Source organism: Paenibacillus jamilae (assembly GCF_050482105.1).
GTDB classification, from domain to species: Bacteria; Bacillota; Bacilli; order Paenibacillales; family Paenibacillaceae; genus Paenibacillus; species Paenibacillus jamilae_B.
Window position 1 is genome coordinate 93,010 of the sequence record NZ_JBCNHI010000010.1, and the last position, 16,413, is coordinate 109,422.

15 protein-coding genes and 1 riboswitch are annotated in these 16,413 nt (G+C 42.3%); of the genes, 9 read left to right on the plus strand and 6 right to left on the minus strand.

Features of this window, described 5'->3' with window-relative positions:
• The first annotated feature begins 74 nt into the window (after positions 1 to 74).
• The 4 genes from ABEW32_RS06645 to ABEW32_RS06660 all read left to right on the plus strand — a co-directional run bounded on the left by ABEW32_RS06645 (position 75) and on the right by ABEW32_RS06660 (position 6,409).
• Complete coding sequence (locus ABEW32_RS06645) at positions 75 to 1,694, plus strand: spore germination protein (protein ID WP_430185871.1); 1,620 nt, start codon at positions 75 to 77, stop codon at positions 1,692 to 1,694.
• A gap of 9 nt (positions 1,695 to 1,703) precedes the next feature.
• Positions 1,704 to 2,909 (plus strand): Ger(x)C family spore germination protein, encoded by a 1,206-nt coding sequence (locus tag ABEW32_RS06650; RefSeq protein ID WP_430185873.1) that lies wholly within the window; start codon positions 1,704 to 1,706, stop codon positions 2,907 to 2,909.
• 23 nt (positions 2,910 to 2,932) lie between these two features.
• Positions 2,933 to 4,039, plus strand: coding sequence for a GerAB/ArcD/ProY family transporter (locus ABEW32_RS06655; protein ID WP_430185875.1), 1,107 nt, complete (start codon positions 2,933 to 2,935; stop codon positions 4,037 to 4,039).
• A 210-nt stretch (positions 4,040 to 4,249) separates the two neighbouring features.
• Positions 4,250 to 6,409 carry an amidase gene (locus ABEW32_RS06660; RefSeq protein ID WP_430185877.1) on the plus strand — a complete coding sequence of 720 codons (2,160 nt, stop codon included), beginning with the start codon at positions 4,250 to 4,252 and terminating at the stop codon, positions 6,407 to 6,409.
• A gap of 110 nt (positions 6,410 to 6,519) precedes the next feature.
• On the opposite strand, the gene ABEW32_RS06665 is transcribed toward ABEW32_RS06660, so the two are convergent.
• The 4 genes from ABEW32_RS06665 to ABEW32_RS06680 form a co-directional block, all read right to left on the minus strand.
• A complete protein-coding gene (locus ABEW32_RS06665; RefSeq protein WP_430185879.1) occupies positions 6,520 to 6,834 on the minus strand; it encodes a DMT family transporter in 315 nt (104 codons plus the stop codon).
• Positions 6,835 to 6,837: 3 nt separating this feature from the next.
• A complete protein-coding gene (locus ABEW32_RS06670) occupies positions 6,838 to 7,179 on the minus strand; it encodes a DMT family transporter (protein WP_430185881.1) in 342 nt (113 codons plus the stop codon).
• 93 nt (positions 7,180 to 7,272) lie between these two features.
• Positions 7,273 to 7,371, minus strand: a riboswitch (guanidine-I (ykkC/yxkD leader).
• Between the two features lie 8 nt (positions 7,372 to 7,379).
• Complete coding sequence (paiA, locus tag ABEW32_RS06675; protein ID WP_430185883.1) at positions 7,380 to 7,901, minus strand: spermidine/spermine N(1)-acetyltransferase; 522 nt, start codon at positions 7,899 to 7,901, stop codon at positions 7,380 to 7,382.
• A gap of 31 nt (positions 7,902 to 7,932) precedes the next feature.
• Complete coding sequence (locus ABEW32_RS06680; protein WP_430185885.1) at positions 7,933 to 8,385, minus strand: MarR family winged helix-turn-helix transcriptional regulator; 453 nt, start codon at positions 8,383 to 8,385, stop codon at positions 7,933 to 7,935.
• Between the two features lie 114 nt (positions 8,386 to 8,499).
• Between ABEW32_RS06680 and ABEW32_RS06685 the strand changes: the two genes are divergently transcribed.
• Both ABEW32_RS06685 and ABEW32_RS06690 read left to right on the plus strand, forming a co-directional pair.
• Complete coding sequence (locus tag ABEW32_RS06685) at positions 8,500 to 9,144, plus strand: YczE/YyaS/YitT family protein (RefSeq protein ID WP_430185887.1); 645 nt, start codon at positions 8,500 to 8,502, stop codon at positions 9,142 to 9,144.
• A 137-nt stretch (positions 9,145 to 9,281) separates the two neighbouring features.
• A complete protein-coding gene (locus ABEW32_RS06690) occupies positions 9,282 to 10,196 on the plus strand; it encodes a dihydrodipicolinate synthase family protein (protein ID WP_430185889.1) in 915 nt (304 codons plus the stop codon).
• 302 nt (positions 10,197 to 10,498) lie between these two features.
• On the opposite strand, the gene ABEW32_RS06695 is transcribed toward ABEW32_RS06690, so the two are convergent.
• A complete protein-coding gene (locus tag ABEW32_RS06695; RefSeq protein ID WP_430185891.1) occupies positions 10,499 to 11,152 on the minus strand; it encodes a GntR family transcriptional regulator in 654 nt (217 codons plus the stop codon).
• Positions 11,153 to 11,311: 159 nt separating this feature from the next.
• Between ABEW32_RS06695 and uxuA the strand changes: the two genes are divergently transcribed.
• Positions 11,312 to 12,388 carry a mannonate dehydratase gene (gene uxuA, locus ABEW32_RS06700; RefSeq protein ID WP_430185893.1) on the plus strand — a complete coding sequence of 359 codons (1,077 nt, stop codon included), beginning with the start codon at positions 11,312 to 11,314 and terminating at the stop codon, positions 12,386 to 12,388.
• Positions 12,389 to 13,996 (plus strand): mannitol dehydrogenase family protein, encoded by a 1,608-nt coding sequence (locus ABEW32_RS06705; RefSeq protein ID WP_430185895.1) that lies wholly within the window; start codon positions 12,389 to 12,391, stop codon positions 13,994 to 13,996. It begins immediately after the preceding gene.
• Between the two features lie 86 nt (positions 13,997 to 14,082).
• Here ABEW32_RS06705 and ABEW32_RS06710 read toward each other — a convergent pair whose 3' ends face one another.
• Positions 14,083 to 14,844: an SDR family oxidoreductase gene (locus ABEW32_RS06710; RefSeq protein WP_430185897.1), complete on the minus strand. Its 762-nt coding sequence runs from the start codon at positions 14,842 to 14,844 to the stop codon at positions 14,083 to 14,085.
• Positions 14,845 to 15,149: 305 nt separating this feature from the next.
• On the opposite strand from ABEW32_RS06710, the gene ABEW32_RS06715 reads away from it, so the two are divergent.
• Complete coding sequence (locus tag ABEW32_RS06715) at positions 15,150 to 16,358, plus strand: MFS transporter (protein WP_430185899.1); 1,209 nt, start codon at positions 15,150 to 15,152, stop codon at positions 16,356 to 16,358.
• The last annotated feature ends 55 nt before the right edge of the window (positions 16,359 to 16,413 follow it).

Consider the following 16,413-nt stretch of genomic DNA (forward strand, 5'->3'; position numbering starts at 1 on the left):
CTACCGCAAGGAGTATATTTTGGGTATGCGAGGACAAAATATGCTTTATCAGTAAATAAAGGGGGGATGGACTCGTGTTGTCAGATTGGTTTAGAGATGTTCTGAAACCTGGAAACAGGCATGAACAGGATACTGAGAAATCCAAGCAGCAAAACTCAGCTGACCCTATCAGTCCATCACTATCCCATACTCTATCTTTACTCCAATCGAAACTTGGACAAGGTCCTGATTTCGTTATTCGTGATTTTTCCGAAAATCCTGCCCATGTCGGTCATCTCGCAGTATGTTATATCGAGGGATTAATTGATCAAAACTTACTTTCCGATTTAATGGAAAGTTTAATTGCAGAAAAACTCTCTGAACCTTCATCTAAGCTTGGTGAAAATAGCGCGGTTTCTCTATTAAAGAAGACCATTTCAGCAGGAAATATTCAAATGATACATTCGCAAAATGAGCTGTATCAAGCCATTCTCTCTGGCAATGCTGTCATTGTCACCAACGGAAATACCTTTGCTCTGGCAGTTTCCATCGCAGGCGGAGTAAGACGGGCTATTCAGGAACCCAGTACCCAGACCGTAGTACGAGGTCCTAAAGAAGGATTTACGGAGGATATCTCAACAAATATCACACTAATCAGAAGAAAATTGCGGACACCTGACCTTAAATTTGAAAGTCACGTTATTGGGCGGTATACACAAACCAAAGTCACATTAGCTTACATTGAAAATGTCGCTAATCCAGGAGTATTACAGGAAATGACAAAACGGCTTCAATCCATTGATACAGACAGCATACTTGAAAGTGGCTATATCGAAGAATTCATACAGGATGAACCCCTTAGTCTCTTTCCCACCATGCTAAACTCAGAGCGTCCGGATACAGTCGCAGGAAGCCTTTTAGACGGACAAGTAGCTGTTCTGGTTGATGGGACGCCATTCGCTCTGATTGCACCTGTAACCTTCTTTAATTTCTTCCAGACGGCCGAAGACTATTACCAGAGATATGACATTTCAACTTTTTTAAGGGCACTTCGTGTGGTATCTTTTATAGTTTCATTGTTGCTTCCGTCTCTATTTATAGCCTTGACGACTTTCCAACAGGAAATGATCCCCACCACACTGTTAATTACCCTGATGGCTCAACGGGAAGGAACTCCTTTTCCTGCATTATTGGAAGCTTTAATGATGGAACTGATGTTTGAAGTGATACGTGAAGCAGGTGTGCGAATGCCACGGGTCATTGGACCAGCCGTTTCCATTGTAGGAGCTTTGGTTATCGGGCAGGCCGCGGTGCAAGCTGGACTCGTCTCAGGTGCTATGGTGATCGTTGTTGCCTTCACTGCTATATCGAACTTTGTCATCCCGTATTTTAGTATGGCTTCAGCAGTTAGGTTGTTACGATTTGCACTTATGCTATTGGCGGGGGCTCTGGGCTTATTCGGTATTCTAATCGGAATCATCCCCCTTCTTGTTCACCTTGTATCTCTCAAATCATTCGGAATTGATTATTTTGTGCCCTATAGCCCCACTTTTAAATCTAATATGAAGGACCTCATCATCAGAGTTCCCTGGTGGGCTATGAAAACCAGACCTAGCGAAAAATCAGGCCATAACCAGACCAGACAGGCAGCTCACCAATACCCTGCTAGTTCGGATGATACTAAAGGTGATCATAAGTCTGATACCCAAAAATAGGAGAAATCAATGGTACGCCAAATTAGAGTTGGTTATGTTATGTATATTGTAGTGTTATTACTCACAGGATGCGTGGATCGTACCGAATTGAATGAATTAGGCATCACAACAGCAACTGGAATTGACGGGCACAAAGGTGACTGGATCAATACTTATCAAATCATAATTCCATCAGCCATGACGACTGGCTCAGGTGGTTCTTCCTCCGGGGCATCACAAAGCGCTGTACATACCTTTTCTACACATGGAAAAACATTGAGAGAGACCGTTACGAAGAGTAGCCTGGAATACCCACGCAAACTGTATTTTGCCCAAAATAATATACTTGTTATCGGAAAAAAAACAGCAGAACAAGGCATTGAAGAGATTATTGATATTTATCTCCGCAACCTTGATTCACGAGAAACTGTAAAAGTATTCATTGCCAACGGAGAGGCTCGTGATTTTTTGAAAAAGCTTGTACCACCAGAGAAAATTCCTGGTCAAGCTTTAGAAAATATTTTAGAAAAAGATAGCCAATTAGGATCAATTTATCCTGCACTATCCATGTATGAATTTATTTCAAAAATCAGCTCAGATAGTGGTGCAGCCGGAGTTCCAGAAATATCTGTTGAGGGATCTGAGCCCGAGAAATTAGATTCCGTTGATGTTTTCAAGGAAACCTCCGCCAAAAGTAAACTCAAGTTATCGGGCTTAAGCCTTTTTCAGAAAGACAAGAGAGTCGGCTTCCTAAATGCAAAAGAAAGTATAGGGGTTTCATGGTTAAACAACCAAATTAATAACACCACTATTAACTATGTGGATGGGAGTGTTACGTCCGCTTTCCTCATCAGGAAAGCCAAAGTTAAGGTTACGCCAATCAAGAATCCAAATCATTATTACCTTAACGTTGAGGTTAAAGCTACCGGAGATCTTCTGTCAGCCTCTTCGCAAAGAGAAATGAAAAATATGCAAAGTATAGATCAATTGCAGATGCAAGCAGCAGAAACGATCAAATTGCAAATTCAGGAAGGTTGGAAAGCCTTACAGCAAAAGAATATCGACCTTATTGGTGTTGGAAATAAAATTCACCAAAAGTACCCAAAGGACTGGAAAAAAATAAAAGAAACATGGCCTGGAGAGTTAGCAAACATGGATATAAAAATAGGTGTAAAAATGAAGCTTGCGCGTCCAGGATTATTCGAAAAATCTTTTAATGAACTGCTGAATGAATAAACAGGGAGAGGTGAATTAAAGAAATGCGTCAAAATACCATCCGAGTATCAGAGCTGATCATTTGTATGTCTTTATTTGAAATTGGAAGTACAACTTTGTTTCTAATGGGAGCTGAAGCAAAGCAAGATGCTTGGTTAGTCATGTTGATAGGAGCTTTAGCCGGACTACTTCTGCTAAAGCTCCATCTTGCTATTCACCACCAGGATCCCGAATTAGATTTGTACATGTTGTTTCGCCGTTACACAGGGAAATATATGGGTACACTCATCAACTTACTTTTTGTGATGTATTTTACATATGAAGCTTCTCGGAACATACGCGATTTAGGCGAGGTGACCGTAATGACTCTGCTCCGCCAAACCCCCTTGTGGATCATCATCTTGATCACAATCTTGGTTGTATCCAACACGGTTCGTTACGGCTACAGAGCATTATTCTTGTTTTGCTTATTCCTTTTTCCTTTTTTTGTACTTGGATACGCTATAATTAGTATATTAATTCCAGCAACCGGTCTCTTTCACCTCGAAAATTCTCTTCCGGTTTTAGAGGAAGGATGGAAACCCATATTTAAAGCGGCTATTCCTGAGCTGATATCCTTTCCATTCGGACAAACTGTGTTATTTCTTGTATTTTATCCGCTTGCACATAAAGGCCGAAATCTCACAAAACCCGTTTTTTTTGCCTATATCATGACCGCACTTGCTCTAACATTTGTTAATCAATTGGAAATTTTTGTTCTCGGACCCAAGATTGCCGCAAATAGTACACTTCCTCTTTTGGAATCCGTCCAGTTGATTGAATTAGCAGATGTGTTCGAACGAATGGATGCCCTCTTCACCTTGCTTCTTTTTCTTGGTTTGATTATCAAAATGTCTTTATTTTTTAATGGTGCTGTGATAGGACTAGAAAAAATAACTGGGGTTGGATTTAGAAAATGGATTCTTCCCCTTGCAATACTTATTTGTGGGCTTTGTTTTTTGTCGCCTAACTATACACATCACATCGTAATCGGCCGAAAAGTTGTAATTAATACCTGGTTTCCTATTTTTCAAATTGTCCTCCCTTTGTTTTTATTTGCGGTTATGGTCTTCAAAAAAAGAAAACAAGCCAATAAACAGCCCTCTTCATAAAAAGGTCTGCTCAATAAACTATGCTACTAAACGCGATCGGTGGCTTCTTTAGTTCTAGAACATACTTCCTAGCTCCCAACATTACAAAAATTGACATTTACTGTGAAAATAAGTAGTATAATTGGAAAGATTCATATTGCAAAAGAGACTTTTTCTCATTCTCCTCTATTTAAATTCCTCATCCTACCTATTTTAAGGAGTGAAAATGCTATGCGTGCACGATCGCTAAAGGCAAGTACAAGGAATGTAATCGGTAACTATTACAAATGGATCGCGGCTGGGATGATTTTAACTTTCACGGGGTGTTCGCTTGTATCCGCTGCTCCTTCACCCTCCTCCTCCATTAAAAGCAGTGAAGCCACCTCCTCTCTAGTTACATTTCAATTGCAAGAGGCTACAATTGCTCAGATGCAGGACGCAATGAAGTCAGGAGCGCTGTCGAGTGTCGAGCTCACAGCTATGTACCTTAACCGGGTATATGCCTATGATTCCAGTGGCATTCGGCTGAACTCCATCCCTATTCTGAACCCTGACGTACTAAAAGAGGCTGCTCAGGCTGATCACTTAAGGGCGCAGGGTATTACTACTGGACCTCTGCAAGGCATACCCTACACGGTTAAAGACAGCTACAAGGTTAAGGGACTTACTGTCGCTTCTGGATCTCCAGCTTTCAAAAACCTGATGGCAAAGGATGATGCTTTTACCGTAGAAAAGATACGCGAATCTGGTGGGGTGCTAATTGGTAAAACCAACATGCCTCCAATGGCGGCAGGGGGAATGCAAAGAGGGGTTTATGGGCGTGCTGAAAGTCCGTACAATCCAGATTATTTGGCTGCAGCCTGGTACTCTGGCTCATCTAACGGATCAGGTGTATCAACAGCCGCCAATCTCGCTGCCTTCGGTATGGGGGAAGAGACAGTATCCTCTGGAAGATCACCAGCATCCAATAATGGTTTAATTGCCTACACGCCATCGCGAGGTCTAATCTCCATTCGGGGAAACTGGCCGCTCTTCCCTATACGGGATGTCGTTGTCCCGCATACGAGGACTGTCGAGGACATGCTCCGCTTGCTTGACGTGATCGTTGTAGAGGATAAGATCACCAAGGGCGATTTCTGGCGTGAACAAAAAGCCGTTCGGCTCCCTTCTGTCAACAGTGTCCGTCCCCACTCCTATCTAGAGCTGCGAGACATTCAAGCTTTGAAAGGCAAACGTATTGGTGTTCCGAAAATCTATATCGGTAAGGACCCTGAAACCACAACACCAATTAAATTCAGACCTTCGATACAAGCATTATGGGAAAAAGCTGTAAAGGATTTAACTGCTCTGGGAGCTGAGGTTGTGGAAGTTGACTTCCCCTTGCAGGTGAACAGCGAGAAGGATCGTCCAACCGCGAAAACACCTGAAGAACGTGGTTTGATGCCGGCAAAGTGGAGTGAAAAGGAATTCGGGCTGCTTAATCCTTATGCAGCAGAGGAATTCCTTAAAAGTGTGGGCGATCCGAACTTCCCGTCATGGGCTAATATCGATCCTGCAACCGTTTTTCCGAATCCGCCCGGTTCGGTGGATGCCAAACGTGGCAGAGACCTTGGTCACTATGACGTATTCATTGACACCATCAAGAAAGGCGTGACCCCATACGAACAAATTCCTCAGTTTTATGAAGGGCTGCGGGGGCTTGAGAATGTTCGAAAGATTGATTTTGAAGACTGGATGAAGCAAAATAACCTTGATTTTATTGCATTCCCGGCAAATTCGAATATCGGCAAAGCGGATTCCGATGTGAATGAAACGTCCTATGAGGAGGCTTGGGAGAATGGCAACTATTTCTCCAATACGAATTTCCTTTTACGCGAATATGGAATCCCAAGTGTGTCTGTGAGCATGGGTGCCATGAAGGATACTGGTATGCCTGTTAATCTGACAATGGCAGGTGCCGCATACAGCGATAATAACTTGCTTCGTTACGCTTATTCCTATGAACAGGCGACCAAAAACCGTCCTATTGCAGCACGTACGCCAGCACTTGAGGATGAGACCTTTTCCTATAATCCTCACACTACTCTTCCTCCCTTTAAACGCAAGGAAACAGAGGCTCCTGCACTTAAATTGAATGCTTCGGTCAAGGATGATGTTCTCGCTTTGGAAGGTTCCGTCAAAGATCAAAGCGATATTGCGCAGCTTAAAGTCTATGTCAATGGCAATCGTATCGATATTACAGAAGATAAAGCCAATTGGTCAGCAACACTTTCAACTACTAAATACAAACAGAGTGGTACTTCTCAAGCCGATACACTGCATATTCTCGTACTGGCCAAGGATATCTACGGAAATACCTCTGCTCAAGTCAAGTCTGTCACTTTATCCTAGATAAAACAAAGCTAGGTATAGCAGATGCATCACCAGAATTTAATATTTAGATTAGCAAACTCCCTCGCTGCTTTCGCAGTATAGGGAGTTTGTCATATCGAGGTCCCTTTTTAGCTTACCAGTTTTAGACCTATCGCTGAGCTGAGTACCATCATAATGAACAAAATTCTGCTGGTATTACGCGGTTCACCATATAGGATCATACCCAATAAGGCCCCACCCGAGGCTCCAATACCCGTCCAGACGGCATAGGCTGTCCCCATGGGTAGTGCTTTCATAGCCAGGTTTAGAAAGAAAAAGCTTAATCCAAAACCTCCAAGCAAGTAGATAATGGACAGCAAATTCCGGTCTTTATGGAGCTTATTAATCATGAGGACTCCAATCATTTCAAATATGCCTGCCAAAATGAGAAATACCCAGTTCATACGTTAGTGCACCTCTTTTCCTTGTTTGTTCTCTTTACTCTGTATTTTGAGTCCCACAACTCCCAGCAAAAGCAGCCCTATCAGCATTAATTTAGATGCCTGTACTTCAGCACCAAACAACAATATTTCTGCCAATACAGTTCCGGCTGTTCCCAAACCGACAAATACTGCATATACGGTCCCAACTGGAAGCGTGCGAGAAGCCATAATCATCAGTATGAAACTTACAAAAATAGCAACCAAAGTCCCTCCCCACTCTAACCACCCACTGGCATGTTTCAGACCGATAACCCATGCAACTTCAAATAAAGCGGCAATTACAACAGATAGCCATGTCTTGTTCATTTTATACTTCCTCCTTTTTGATAACGCTGCAATGTAGTGTGGATTACAGCAGTAAATAAAAAAAGCCTGAGATCATACCGCATACAGCAGTTTTTCTCCCAGGCTTTTATCCCTCCGTGACACAGTACAACGACTGTGAGTTTTCTCTCGGACCAGCCGATATGACATCGCGGAACCCTAGAAAACATTTTTAAATTCAATTATAGTATTAAGGTTTTGGTCATTATGAAATCAATCTGTTCTTCATCTCCCATATAAAAAGAGTGTGCACCTGTTTGAACAAACCCCATTTTCTCATAAAAAGCAAGGGCATTTTCATTTTTTTCCCATACACCGAGCCAGACCTTCTTTTTATTATGTCCTAGTGCAATTTCCATAGCTTTATTTAGCAGATATTTACCAAGCCCAAGCTTTTGAAATTTATTTTTTATATAAATCCTCTCCACTTCAAGTGACTCATCACCCATTTTTTCGGATTGAGCATCATTTATATTTACTTTTAAATATCCAGCAAGTTCTTCATTAAAATAAATAAAAAAGATTTCTGAAGAGGCATTGGACAATTCCTTCTCTAACTGTGTTGAATTAAATGCTCTTTCCAGATAGGCTTGCATATTTTCAGGTGAATTTTGCTCTTTAAAAGTATCGTTGAATGTTTCAATGCTTATTTCTTGGAGTATTTGTAAGTCTGCATGGCTGCATTTGATCAATTTCGCATTCATTATAAATTTATCGCTCCTTCATATAAATCAATTAATAATTTCTTTTGTTCCCTTTTTTCACAAATTCCCATTCATCACTTATGTTTTTTCTTACTCTTTGAAGAAGATTAAAAATGGTGTTTACTTCACTTTCTGAAAATCCTGCTAATGCAACACGATCCGAATAGTCATGTTCTCTTTTTATAAAAGGATACACACGCTTTCCTTTTTCTGTTGGAAAAAGTTTATTAATTTTTTTGTTATGCCGATCCTCTTTCTTTTCAATAAATCCGTTAATGACAAGTTTGTTAATAGCACGAGATGCGGTTGTTCGATCTACTTTTATCATCTCAGCTAACTTTTCTTGAATAATTCCTGGATTTTCACATATTCGTACAAGGTATAAATACTGTCCTTTTGTAAGGTCATACTCTTTGAACTCGATATTACTTATCGAATCTAATGCTCGGGCTATCATTCCAATTTCACGAAGTACTTCCTTCATAATGAACTCCTTTGCCCCTATTTTGTTGCAAATGCAATAAACATGATGTATATTTAATCTACCCTAATTTTGTTGCATTTGCAACATCAAATGATGATAAAGAGGTTGAATACAGTGAAATATGTTTTCTTTGTAATAGGAATTTTTATATTATCCCTTGGTATTTCTTTCACTATACAATCAGACCTTGGGACATCCCCTTTTGACGCGCTTTTGGTAGGATTATCCGCCAATGTGGGGCTTACTGTAGGAAGTTGGGAAATCATAATGGCTTTAATTTTAATCTGTTGTAATTCACTTTTAAAAAGACAAAGACCAGAAGTTTTGGGGTTGTTAACAGCATTTATAACGGGGATTGGTATTGATATGTGGCTTTTTTTATTGCAGGATGTGATAACACCTGAACTATGGTACAGCAAAGTTGCTTGTTTTGGAATTGGTTTGGTTGTTGTGGGATTAGGGACTGCAACCTATTTACAGACAAACTTCGCGCCCATTCCAGTTGATCGATTAACATTAATCCTACAAGAATTAATTGGAACGAATCTATTTTTTTCAAGAACACTCATTTACCTCTTATTCCTGATCATAGCATTCATTTTAAATGGACCCATTGGCATTGGGACTTTATTAACTGTTGGCTTAGGAGGGCTAATACTCAATTGGTTTATGCCGATTACTAAAAAAGCATTAGATTGCATTCTGATATATTCTGGTACATCACCAACTCCTGGTAAAGATAAAAGGCATTCTATATAGAATGCTTTTTATGTTTCTTGTCAACTAATGAGAAGTGGTACAGTTATTTGTCTCTTAATTGGTACTTTAATAGTCTCTAATTCATTTTTATAATGTGTTTGTATTTGGAAGGTCAATTTATAAAGGAGTGTAACTTTATGTTCCGTGGATTATCTGCTTTTCCACTCACCCCAGTAAATGAGACAGGCATTGACGAAAAAGCCTTTGTGGCATTGATTCAACGATTAGTTGCAGCTAATGTTGACTCTATTGGTGCATTAGGTTCAACTGGAAACTATGCATATCTTGATCGAGAGGAACGTTTACGAGTACTTCAACTTGCCATCCATGCAGCTGAGGGAATTCCCGTAATGACAAGTATAAGTGCGTTTCGTACCTTAGAAGTACTTCGATTGACAGAAGATGCACAAAGAGCAGGAGCAAGTGCAGTGCTGCTAGCCCCTATCTCCTATCAAGCACTAACGGATGAAGAAGTATTTTCACTCTATGAACAGGTAACCCGTTCACTCTCCATTCCACTTTGTGTCTATGATAATCCGGGTACCTCCCATTTTCATTTCAGTGATGAAATGCACGGCCGAATTGCTGAGCTACCTCATGTTAGTTCTATCAAGATTCCTGGAGTACCTATGGAGTCTGAGGCAGCCAAGACACGCATTAGAAAATTACGAATGGTCATTCCTTCCCATGTAACGATAGGAGTAAGTGGAGATTCATTTGCAGTCACTGGCTTGAATGCAGGTTGTGAGGCATGGTACTCCGTTCTCGGCGGGTTGTTTCCAAAGGCGTGTCTGAACATGACCCGATTGGCCCAGGACGGAATTACTGACGAAGCTGTACGACTCTCGGCATTACTTGAACCTATTTGGACGTTATTTCACCAATATGGCAGCCTTCGTGTTGTTTCAGCAGCAGCAGAAATATGTGGCATAATCTCAAGCCCAAGTCTTCCTTTACCTATACAACCATTGAATCAATCAGCTAGAGAACACTTGAAACTCATACTAAAGGAACTTCAATCTACTGAAGCATTCAGCTCCTCATTCGGCTAATACCTATTTGAAGGGGAAAATACTAATCATGTTTACTGTTAATTTTTCGTTATGAGTGTTGGAGGAGCAACAGAAGTAGTTCACACTTGCAAATGTGAACTACTTTTTTTCTTTGACCAATGTGGTCATCTCTATCCATGAACGTCTCAACGTTCTTTTGAGCGGAATCTGCTGTTTGTTGGCGTACCTGTATATGTGTTCAAGAAGATCAATAACTAACATGTATACAAGATCGCGAAATCCTGTGAATCCCCTCAAGCTCAACCTTTTTTTATATCAAATATTTTTTTGAAGAAGCAGCGCTATTTTTTAATATAGTCAGCGAACTGCCGAAGAAATTTGAGAGAATGTATATCCTTTCTGAGATGATGGTGCACCAGCTCGTCCATTTTGCTTGTTTCCTGATTCAGCATATATTCAAGCATTGTTTGGTGCTCATGCCAGATTTCCATCAGCTTCCCTGTTTCCAGCATATGCAGCTTGCGATATCTGATATAGTGAACATTTGATTGCTGAATCATCTGCCAAAGTAACTCTCGGCCCGCTATTTGGAACATAGTATGGTGGAACTCATCATCCAAAATGAGAAACTGATCCGTAGCATGATCTTCATCCACGACGGCTCTCTGCCTGTCCAGAATTTCGCTCAACTTCTGTATATCACTTAATGCAAATTGCGTAGAAAGCTCTTTCATAATCTCTTTTTCCAGTGCACTTCTCAAGTAGCTCATTTGCTCCACGGACTCCAAATCAATATAAGAAACAATGTTCCCCTTCTTGGGATATATATCAATATAAGACTCCAGCGCAAGCTGCTTCAATACATCGCGCAGCGGAGTTCTGGACAACTGGAAGCGTTCTGACAAGGTCGTCTCGCTGAGCAGAGTACCAGGCTTTAAGGTCAGTGACAATATTTCATTTCTTAAAAGCTGCTTGATTTCTTCCTTCGTAAACATATCATTCCTGCCTTCGCTTTATAAATCTAGTCTTATTATAAAGCATTTTGATGTAATGAACTCCTCTAAAATAGCCATTGACAAGGGCAAACTGTGTACTTTATGATCAAACCAATCTTGTATACAAGATTAGGGAATAAAACCAAGGAGGTTATAGTTATGAACATGACCTGGAGATGGTATGGGGGAGGCAACGACAATATCACACTGGATCATATCCGGCAAATTCCGGGAGTTATGGGCATTGTCTGGTCTTTGCATGATAAGGTAGCAGGAGAAGTATGGGAAATGGAGCGAATTGAGAAGGTAGCTAATCAGATTAAGAGCAAGGGCTTTAGTACAGCGGTCGTAGAAAGTGTAAATGTCCACGATGATATCAAAATTGGCCTACCATCTCGCGATCAATATATTGACATTTATATGGATACCATCCGCAAATTAGCTAAGGTGGGAGTCAAGGTGATTTGCTATAACTTTATGCCTATCTTTGACTGGACCAGGACAGAGCTGTATAAAGAACTACCTGATGGGTCTAACGCTCTCTTTTATGAAAAGGCTGCCATTACCGAAGATCCCCGCCAAATGGTGAATCGGATTCTCAAGGGAGCCGGAAAGTTCACGATGCCAGGCTGGGAACCGGAACGGTTGGCGAAATTGGATGAGCTTTTTGCTGCTTACGCGGATGTCACAGAAGACAAGCTGTTTGACAACCTAAAGTATTTTCTTGAGCGCATCATTCCCGTCTGCGAGGAGGTTGACATCAAGATGGCCATTCATCCAGATGATCCGGCATGGCCCATCTTTGGGTTACCGAGAATTGTCCGGAGTCGTGAAACTATCCGGCGTATCCTTGATGCAGTGAACAGTCCGTATAATGGTCTAACCTTCTGCACAGGCTCACTGGGGACTCATCCAGAAAATGATTTGCCAGCTATGATTCGAGAGTTCCATGATCGTATTCATTCTGCTCATATTCGTAATGTCAAAGTGTTCGAGAATGGCGATTTTATTGAAGTGTCACACCGTGGGAAGGACGGGAGCGTCAATATACCGGAAGTAGTTAGGGCGTATTTTGAAATCGGCTATCAGGGATATGTACGCCCGGATCACGGCAGACATCTATGGGGAGAAGAAAAGAATTGTCGACCAGGCTATGGTTTGTATGACCGTGCATTGGGAGTTATGTATTTGCTTGGTGTCTGGGATAGTCTCGCTCAAAGCAAGGGAGTGGAATAGATGCTCCAGCTTGATCGAAAAGGCATTTTAGACAGAGCGACCTGGGAAGCAGTCGGCATTGAATTACCGAAATATAATCTGGAACTTGTAGCCCATAACACCCGACTTAGACCACAATGGGTGCATTTTGGTGCAGGCAATATTTTTCGGGGGTTCGTAGCCAACGCACAGCAACAACTGCTGAATAACATGAAAGCGGATACAGGTATAATAGCGGCCGAAGCCTTTGATTTTGAAATGATTGACAAGGTCTATAAGCCTTACGACAATCTAACCTTACTGGTGTTGATGAGTGCAGACGGAAGATTTAACAAAAGTGTGGTCGCAAGCATCGTCGAAAGCCTCGCAGCAGCACAGAATCATCCAGACGACTACCTCCGTCTGACTGAAATATTTGAAAATCCAACGTTGCAGATGGCCAGCTTTACAATCACGGAAAAAGGATATGCCCTGACTGGGCCCAACGGCAAGTATTTGCCTGTTGTGGAGAGGGATTTAACGAATGGTCCTGAACAGCCAGTGCATGTGATGAGCATAGCTACTTCGCTTGTCTATCGGCGCTTTCGAAATGGACAGCATCCAATGACCTTTGTAAGCATGGATAATTGCTCCCATAACGGTGATCTGTTAAAGAATAGTATGATTGATATCGCCAAGGAGTGGAATCGTAGAGATCTGGTAGAAAAAGAATTTACAGAATATCTGCAGAATGAGGAGAAAATAACCTTCCCGCTGACCATGATTGATAAAATCACTCCCCGCCCTTCCTTGCAGGTGCAATCTGCTCTTCAAGAGCTGGGATTAGCCGACATGGAGATGATCGTTACCTCCAGGCATACGTATACGGCTCCCTTTGTCAATGCTGAGGTTAGCGAATATTTGGTCATTGAAGACAAGTTCACCAACGGAAGACCTGCGCTGGAGGATGCTGGCATTATCTTCACGGATCGGGATACGGTGGACAAAGTGGAGAAAATGAAAGTCACAACCTGTCTCAATCCGCTGCATACAGCGCTAGCCCTCTCCGGCTGTCTGCTTGGGTACCAGCTCATTGCAGATGAAATGAACGATTATACCTTGCGCCGGCTGATTGAAACCATTGGCTACCAGGAAGGCTTGCCTGTTGTGGTTGATCCCGGAATTATCCAACCCAGAACGTTCATTGACGAGGTATTGCAGGAACGCTTTGCCAATCCCTATATTCCAGATACACCGCAACGGATTGCAACAGATACCTCTCAAAAGATGAGCATCCGTTTTGGTGAAACTATAAAGTCTTATGTTAGCACAGCAGGGCTCAATCCTGCGAACTTGACTGCCATCCCCTTGACCATTGCGATCTGGTGTCGCTATTTGCTAGGGGTGGATGATCAAGGAGCCCCCTTCCCACTCAGCCCGGACCCGTTACTGGATACATTGCAGGGATATTTGCAAAATACAAAGCTAGGCGATCAGACCTCCGAGGTTCGCGGTCTCCTTGAGGATGAAAAACTGTTTGGCGTCCGATTATATGAGATTGGTCTGGGCGACAAGATTGAAACCATGTTTCACGAGATGCTGGCAGGTCCCGGAGCAGTCCGAAGCACGATTGAAAAGTATGTGGACTAAAACTTACATCAAACATCAAAAATTTCCCCCTGCCAAGAAACTTTGGTCAGGGGGATTGCACTATCAAAACTGGGTCACAGCTCCGATTAAAATCCTGCGGTCCAACCCGCGTCAGCGGCAATAACAGCCCCGTTTACAAAGCTTGATTCGTCCGAAGCCAGGAAAAGGGCTACTTTTGCGATTTCTTCAGCTTCCCCTACGCGAGGTATTACGCCTTGTGTGATTTTCGTTCGAGATGCGCCAAACTCATTCAAGTTGTGAATCGTTGAAGCAATATTTGTAGCTGTCGCACCTGGTGCAATGGCATTGCATCGGATGCCTTTTTGAGCATACATAAATCCCGTATTTTTCGTAATCCCGACTACTGCATGTTTCGAGGCGGTATAAGCAGCACCTGCATGCGCACCGCTGAATCCACCCGTAGATGCCGTGTTTATAATCACACCATTTCCTTTGTCTAGGAAGATCGGGATCACTTTGCGAATCGCACGCATGACGCTTTTTGTATTAATATCGAATATCAAATCCCATGTCTCATCGTCCACATCACCTATCGGCGCCATGTTGTCCATCACGCCCGCATTGTTAACCAAAATATCGAGAGTTCCGAATTCATTAACAGCAGTATCAATCATAGCATGAATATCCTTCAAGTCAGCAACATTGGTTTTTACTGCAATGGCGTTCCCTCCAGCTGATTTAATTCCAGCTGCAACCGCTTTCGCTCCTTCAATGTTCAGGTCTGAAAGAACAACACTTGCACCTTCTTTGGCAAATAATTCTGCAATCGCTTTCCCCATTCCGGATGCTGAGCCTGTAATAACTGCAACTTTTCCTCCCAAACGCATGAATGATCCCTCCAGAATTTTTAATCAACCGTTCATTTGAAGTATGAATCAACTTCTAAATCAAAGTCAATTGTACGAAAGTACAGGCGAATACTCTATCTTTCCTATCAAAACCCTGATCGTTCCCTTCAAGATAAAACTAATGTGTATCACGTTGATAAAGAGCATGATGCATATTATTAAGAGTTTATCGATTTATTTTTACAATTTCTGTAGAATTATATATATACATTTCCAGAGTAATGGTATATTCTAGTAAAAACAATGCTCATATAAAAAAATATGACCTTACGGAGGGACAGGCCTTGAAGAGACTATTCGCTTTAAGTTGTGCTTTCTACCTATTAATCGGCGTCACCAGCGTAGTGGTTGGGACATTATTGCCGACTTTATTGCCTCACTATGGACGGGGATACAGTGACGGCGGTTTACTGCTGTTCCTGCAGTTTTTCGGATTTCTTGTCGGCGTTCTGCTTACCCCCTTCATGGCTCTGCATATGGGTCGCAAGTTAATGCTATCCATTGCTTTGGGCAGTATCGTAGCAGCCTGTACTATCTTGGGGGGACTCCCCTCATGGAATTGGGTTATCGTAATGGCCATCTGGGTTGGTTTCGGCTCAGGTATTATCGAATCTTCTATTGGAGCGTTCACAATTGAATTTACTGAAGAGCAAAAAGCCGTAGCCATGTCCAAGCTGGATGTCTATTTTGCACTTGGTGCACTTCTTATTCCGGCGATCGTAAGTTTGTATATCTGGCTTGGAATGTGGCATCTAACCTTTTATACCATCTCCCTTCTGACCTTTATCCTGGCGCTGTTTTGGCTTACCATGCCTGCTTCCGCCTCCTCTCACCTTACCCAGGCAGACATCCGCACTACTGAACGTTCAGCTGAACAAGCCCGATACTCAGGACAGCATCGTGTATTGCTGGGAATCTTCATTATATTCTTCTTTGTTTATATGGGGCTTGAACTGGGGCTCATGAACTTCCTACCTTCTATTCTAATCGAGACGCTACAGCTTAAGGAATCCGTAGCATCGCTGGGTGTCAGCGTGCTTTGGATTGCGATGATCATTGGCCGTATGTTCTCAGGAAAGATTGCAGAGTCAGCAGGATATGTTCCTTTCCTGTTATGGAGCGCAATCGGCGCTTTCTGTTTCCTGGTTGCCATGGTATTTGTATCCACCCAATGGGCTACATATCTTCTGATTTTCGGTGCAGGTTTATTCATGTCTGGACTCTTCTGTATCGCGCTTGTCTATGCCAACGTGCTAATGCCGGGAATGACTGAGCGGACGACCAGCATTCTGATTGCGTCGGGCGGAATTGGCGGCTCGGTGCTTCAATATGCAATAGGCTGGAGCATGAGCGAATGGCCAGTGACGGCTAGTCTGTGGATTTTAGGGGCTTTTACACTGATTTTGCTGTTTGCAGTTATTCTCACGCATCTGTGGAATGATCGGAGCAGCAGAGTAGTTGACTCCCTTGTCCAGCAGGGCAAGGAAGGATGATAACTTTCTAGTTCTTTGGGGAGGTGAGGCCTATCGCATTTTGGGTTTTCGGGCT

Coding starts and splice junctions, on each gene's coding strand:
- ABEW32_RS06650 (WP_430185873.1), top strand. CDS start 1,704: ATGGTACGCCAAATTAGAGTTGGTTATGTTATGTATATTGTAGTGTTA.
- ABEW32_RS06655 (WP_430185875.1), top strand. CDS start 2,933: ATGCGTCAAAATACCATCCGAGTATCAGAGCTGATCATTTGTATGTCT.
- ABEW32_RS06660 (WP_430185877.1), top strand. CDS start 4,250: ATGCGTGCACGATCGCTAAAGGCAAGTACAAGGAATGTAATCGGTAAC.
- ABEW32_RS06665 (WP_430185879.1), bottom strand. CDS start 6,834: ATGAACTGGGTATTTCTCATTTTGGCAGGCATATTTGAAATGATTGGA.
- ABEW32_RS06670 (WP_430185881.1), bottom strand. CDS start 7,179: ATGAACAAGACATGGCTATCTGTTGTAATTGCCGCTTTATTTGAAGTT.
- paiA (WP_430185883.1), bottom strand. CDS start 7,901: ATGAATGCGAAATTGATCAAATGCAGCCATGCAGACTTACAAATACTC.
- ABEW32_RS06680 (WP_430185885.1), bottom strand. CDS start 8,385: ATGAAGGAAGTACTTCGTGAAATTGGAATGATAGCCCGAGCATTAGAT.
- ABEW32_RS06690 (WP_430185889.1), top strand. CDS start 9,282: ATGTTCCGTGGATTATCTGCTTTTCCACTCACCCCAGTAAATGAGACA.
- ABEW32_RS06695 (WP_430185891.1), bottom strand. CDS start 11,152: ATGTTTACGAAGGAAGAAATCAAGCAGCTTTTAAGAAATGAAATATTG.
- uxuA (WP_430185893.1), top strand. CDS start 11,312: ATGAACATGACCTGGAGATGGTATGGGGGAGGCAACGACAATATCACA.
- ABEW32_RS06705 (WP_430185895.1), top strand. CDS start 12,389: ATGCTCCAGCTTGATCGAAAAGGCATTTTAGACAGAGCGACCTGGGAA.
- ABEW32_RS06710 (WP_430185897.1), bottom strand. CDS start 14,844: ATGCGTTTGGGAGGAAAAGTTGCAGTTATTACAGGCTCAGCATCCGGA.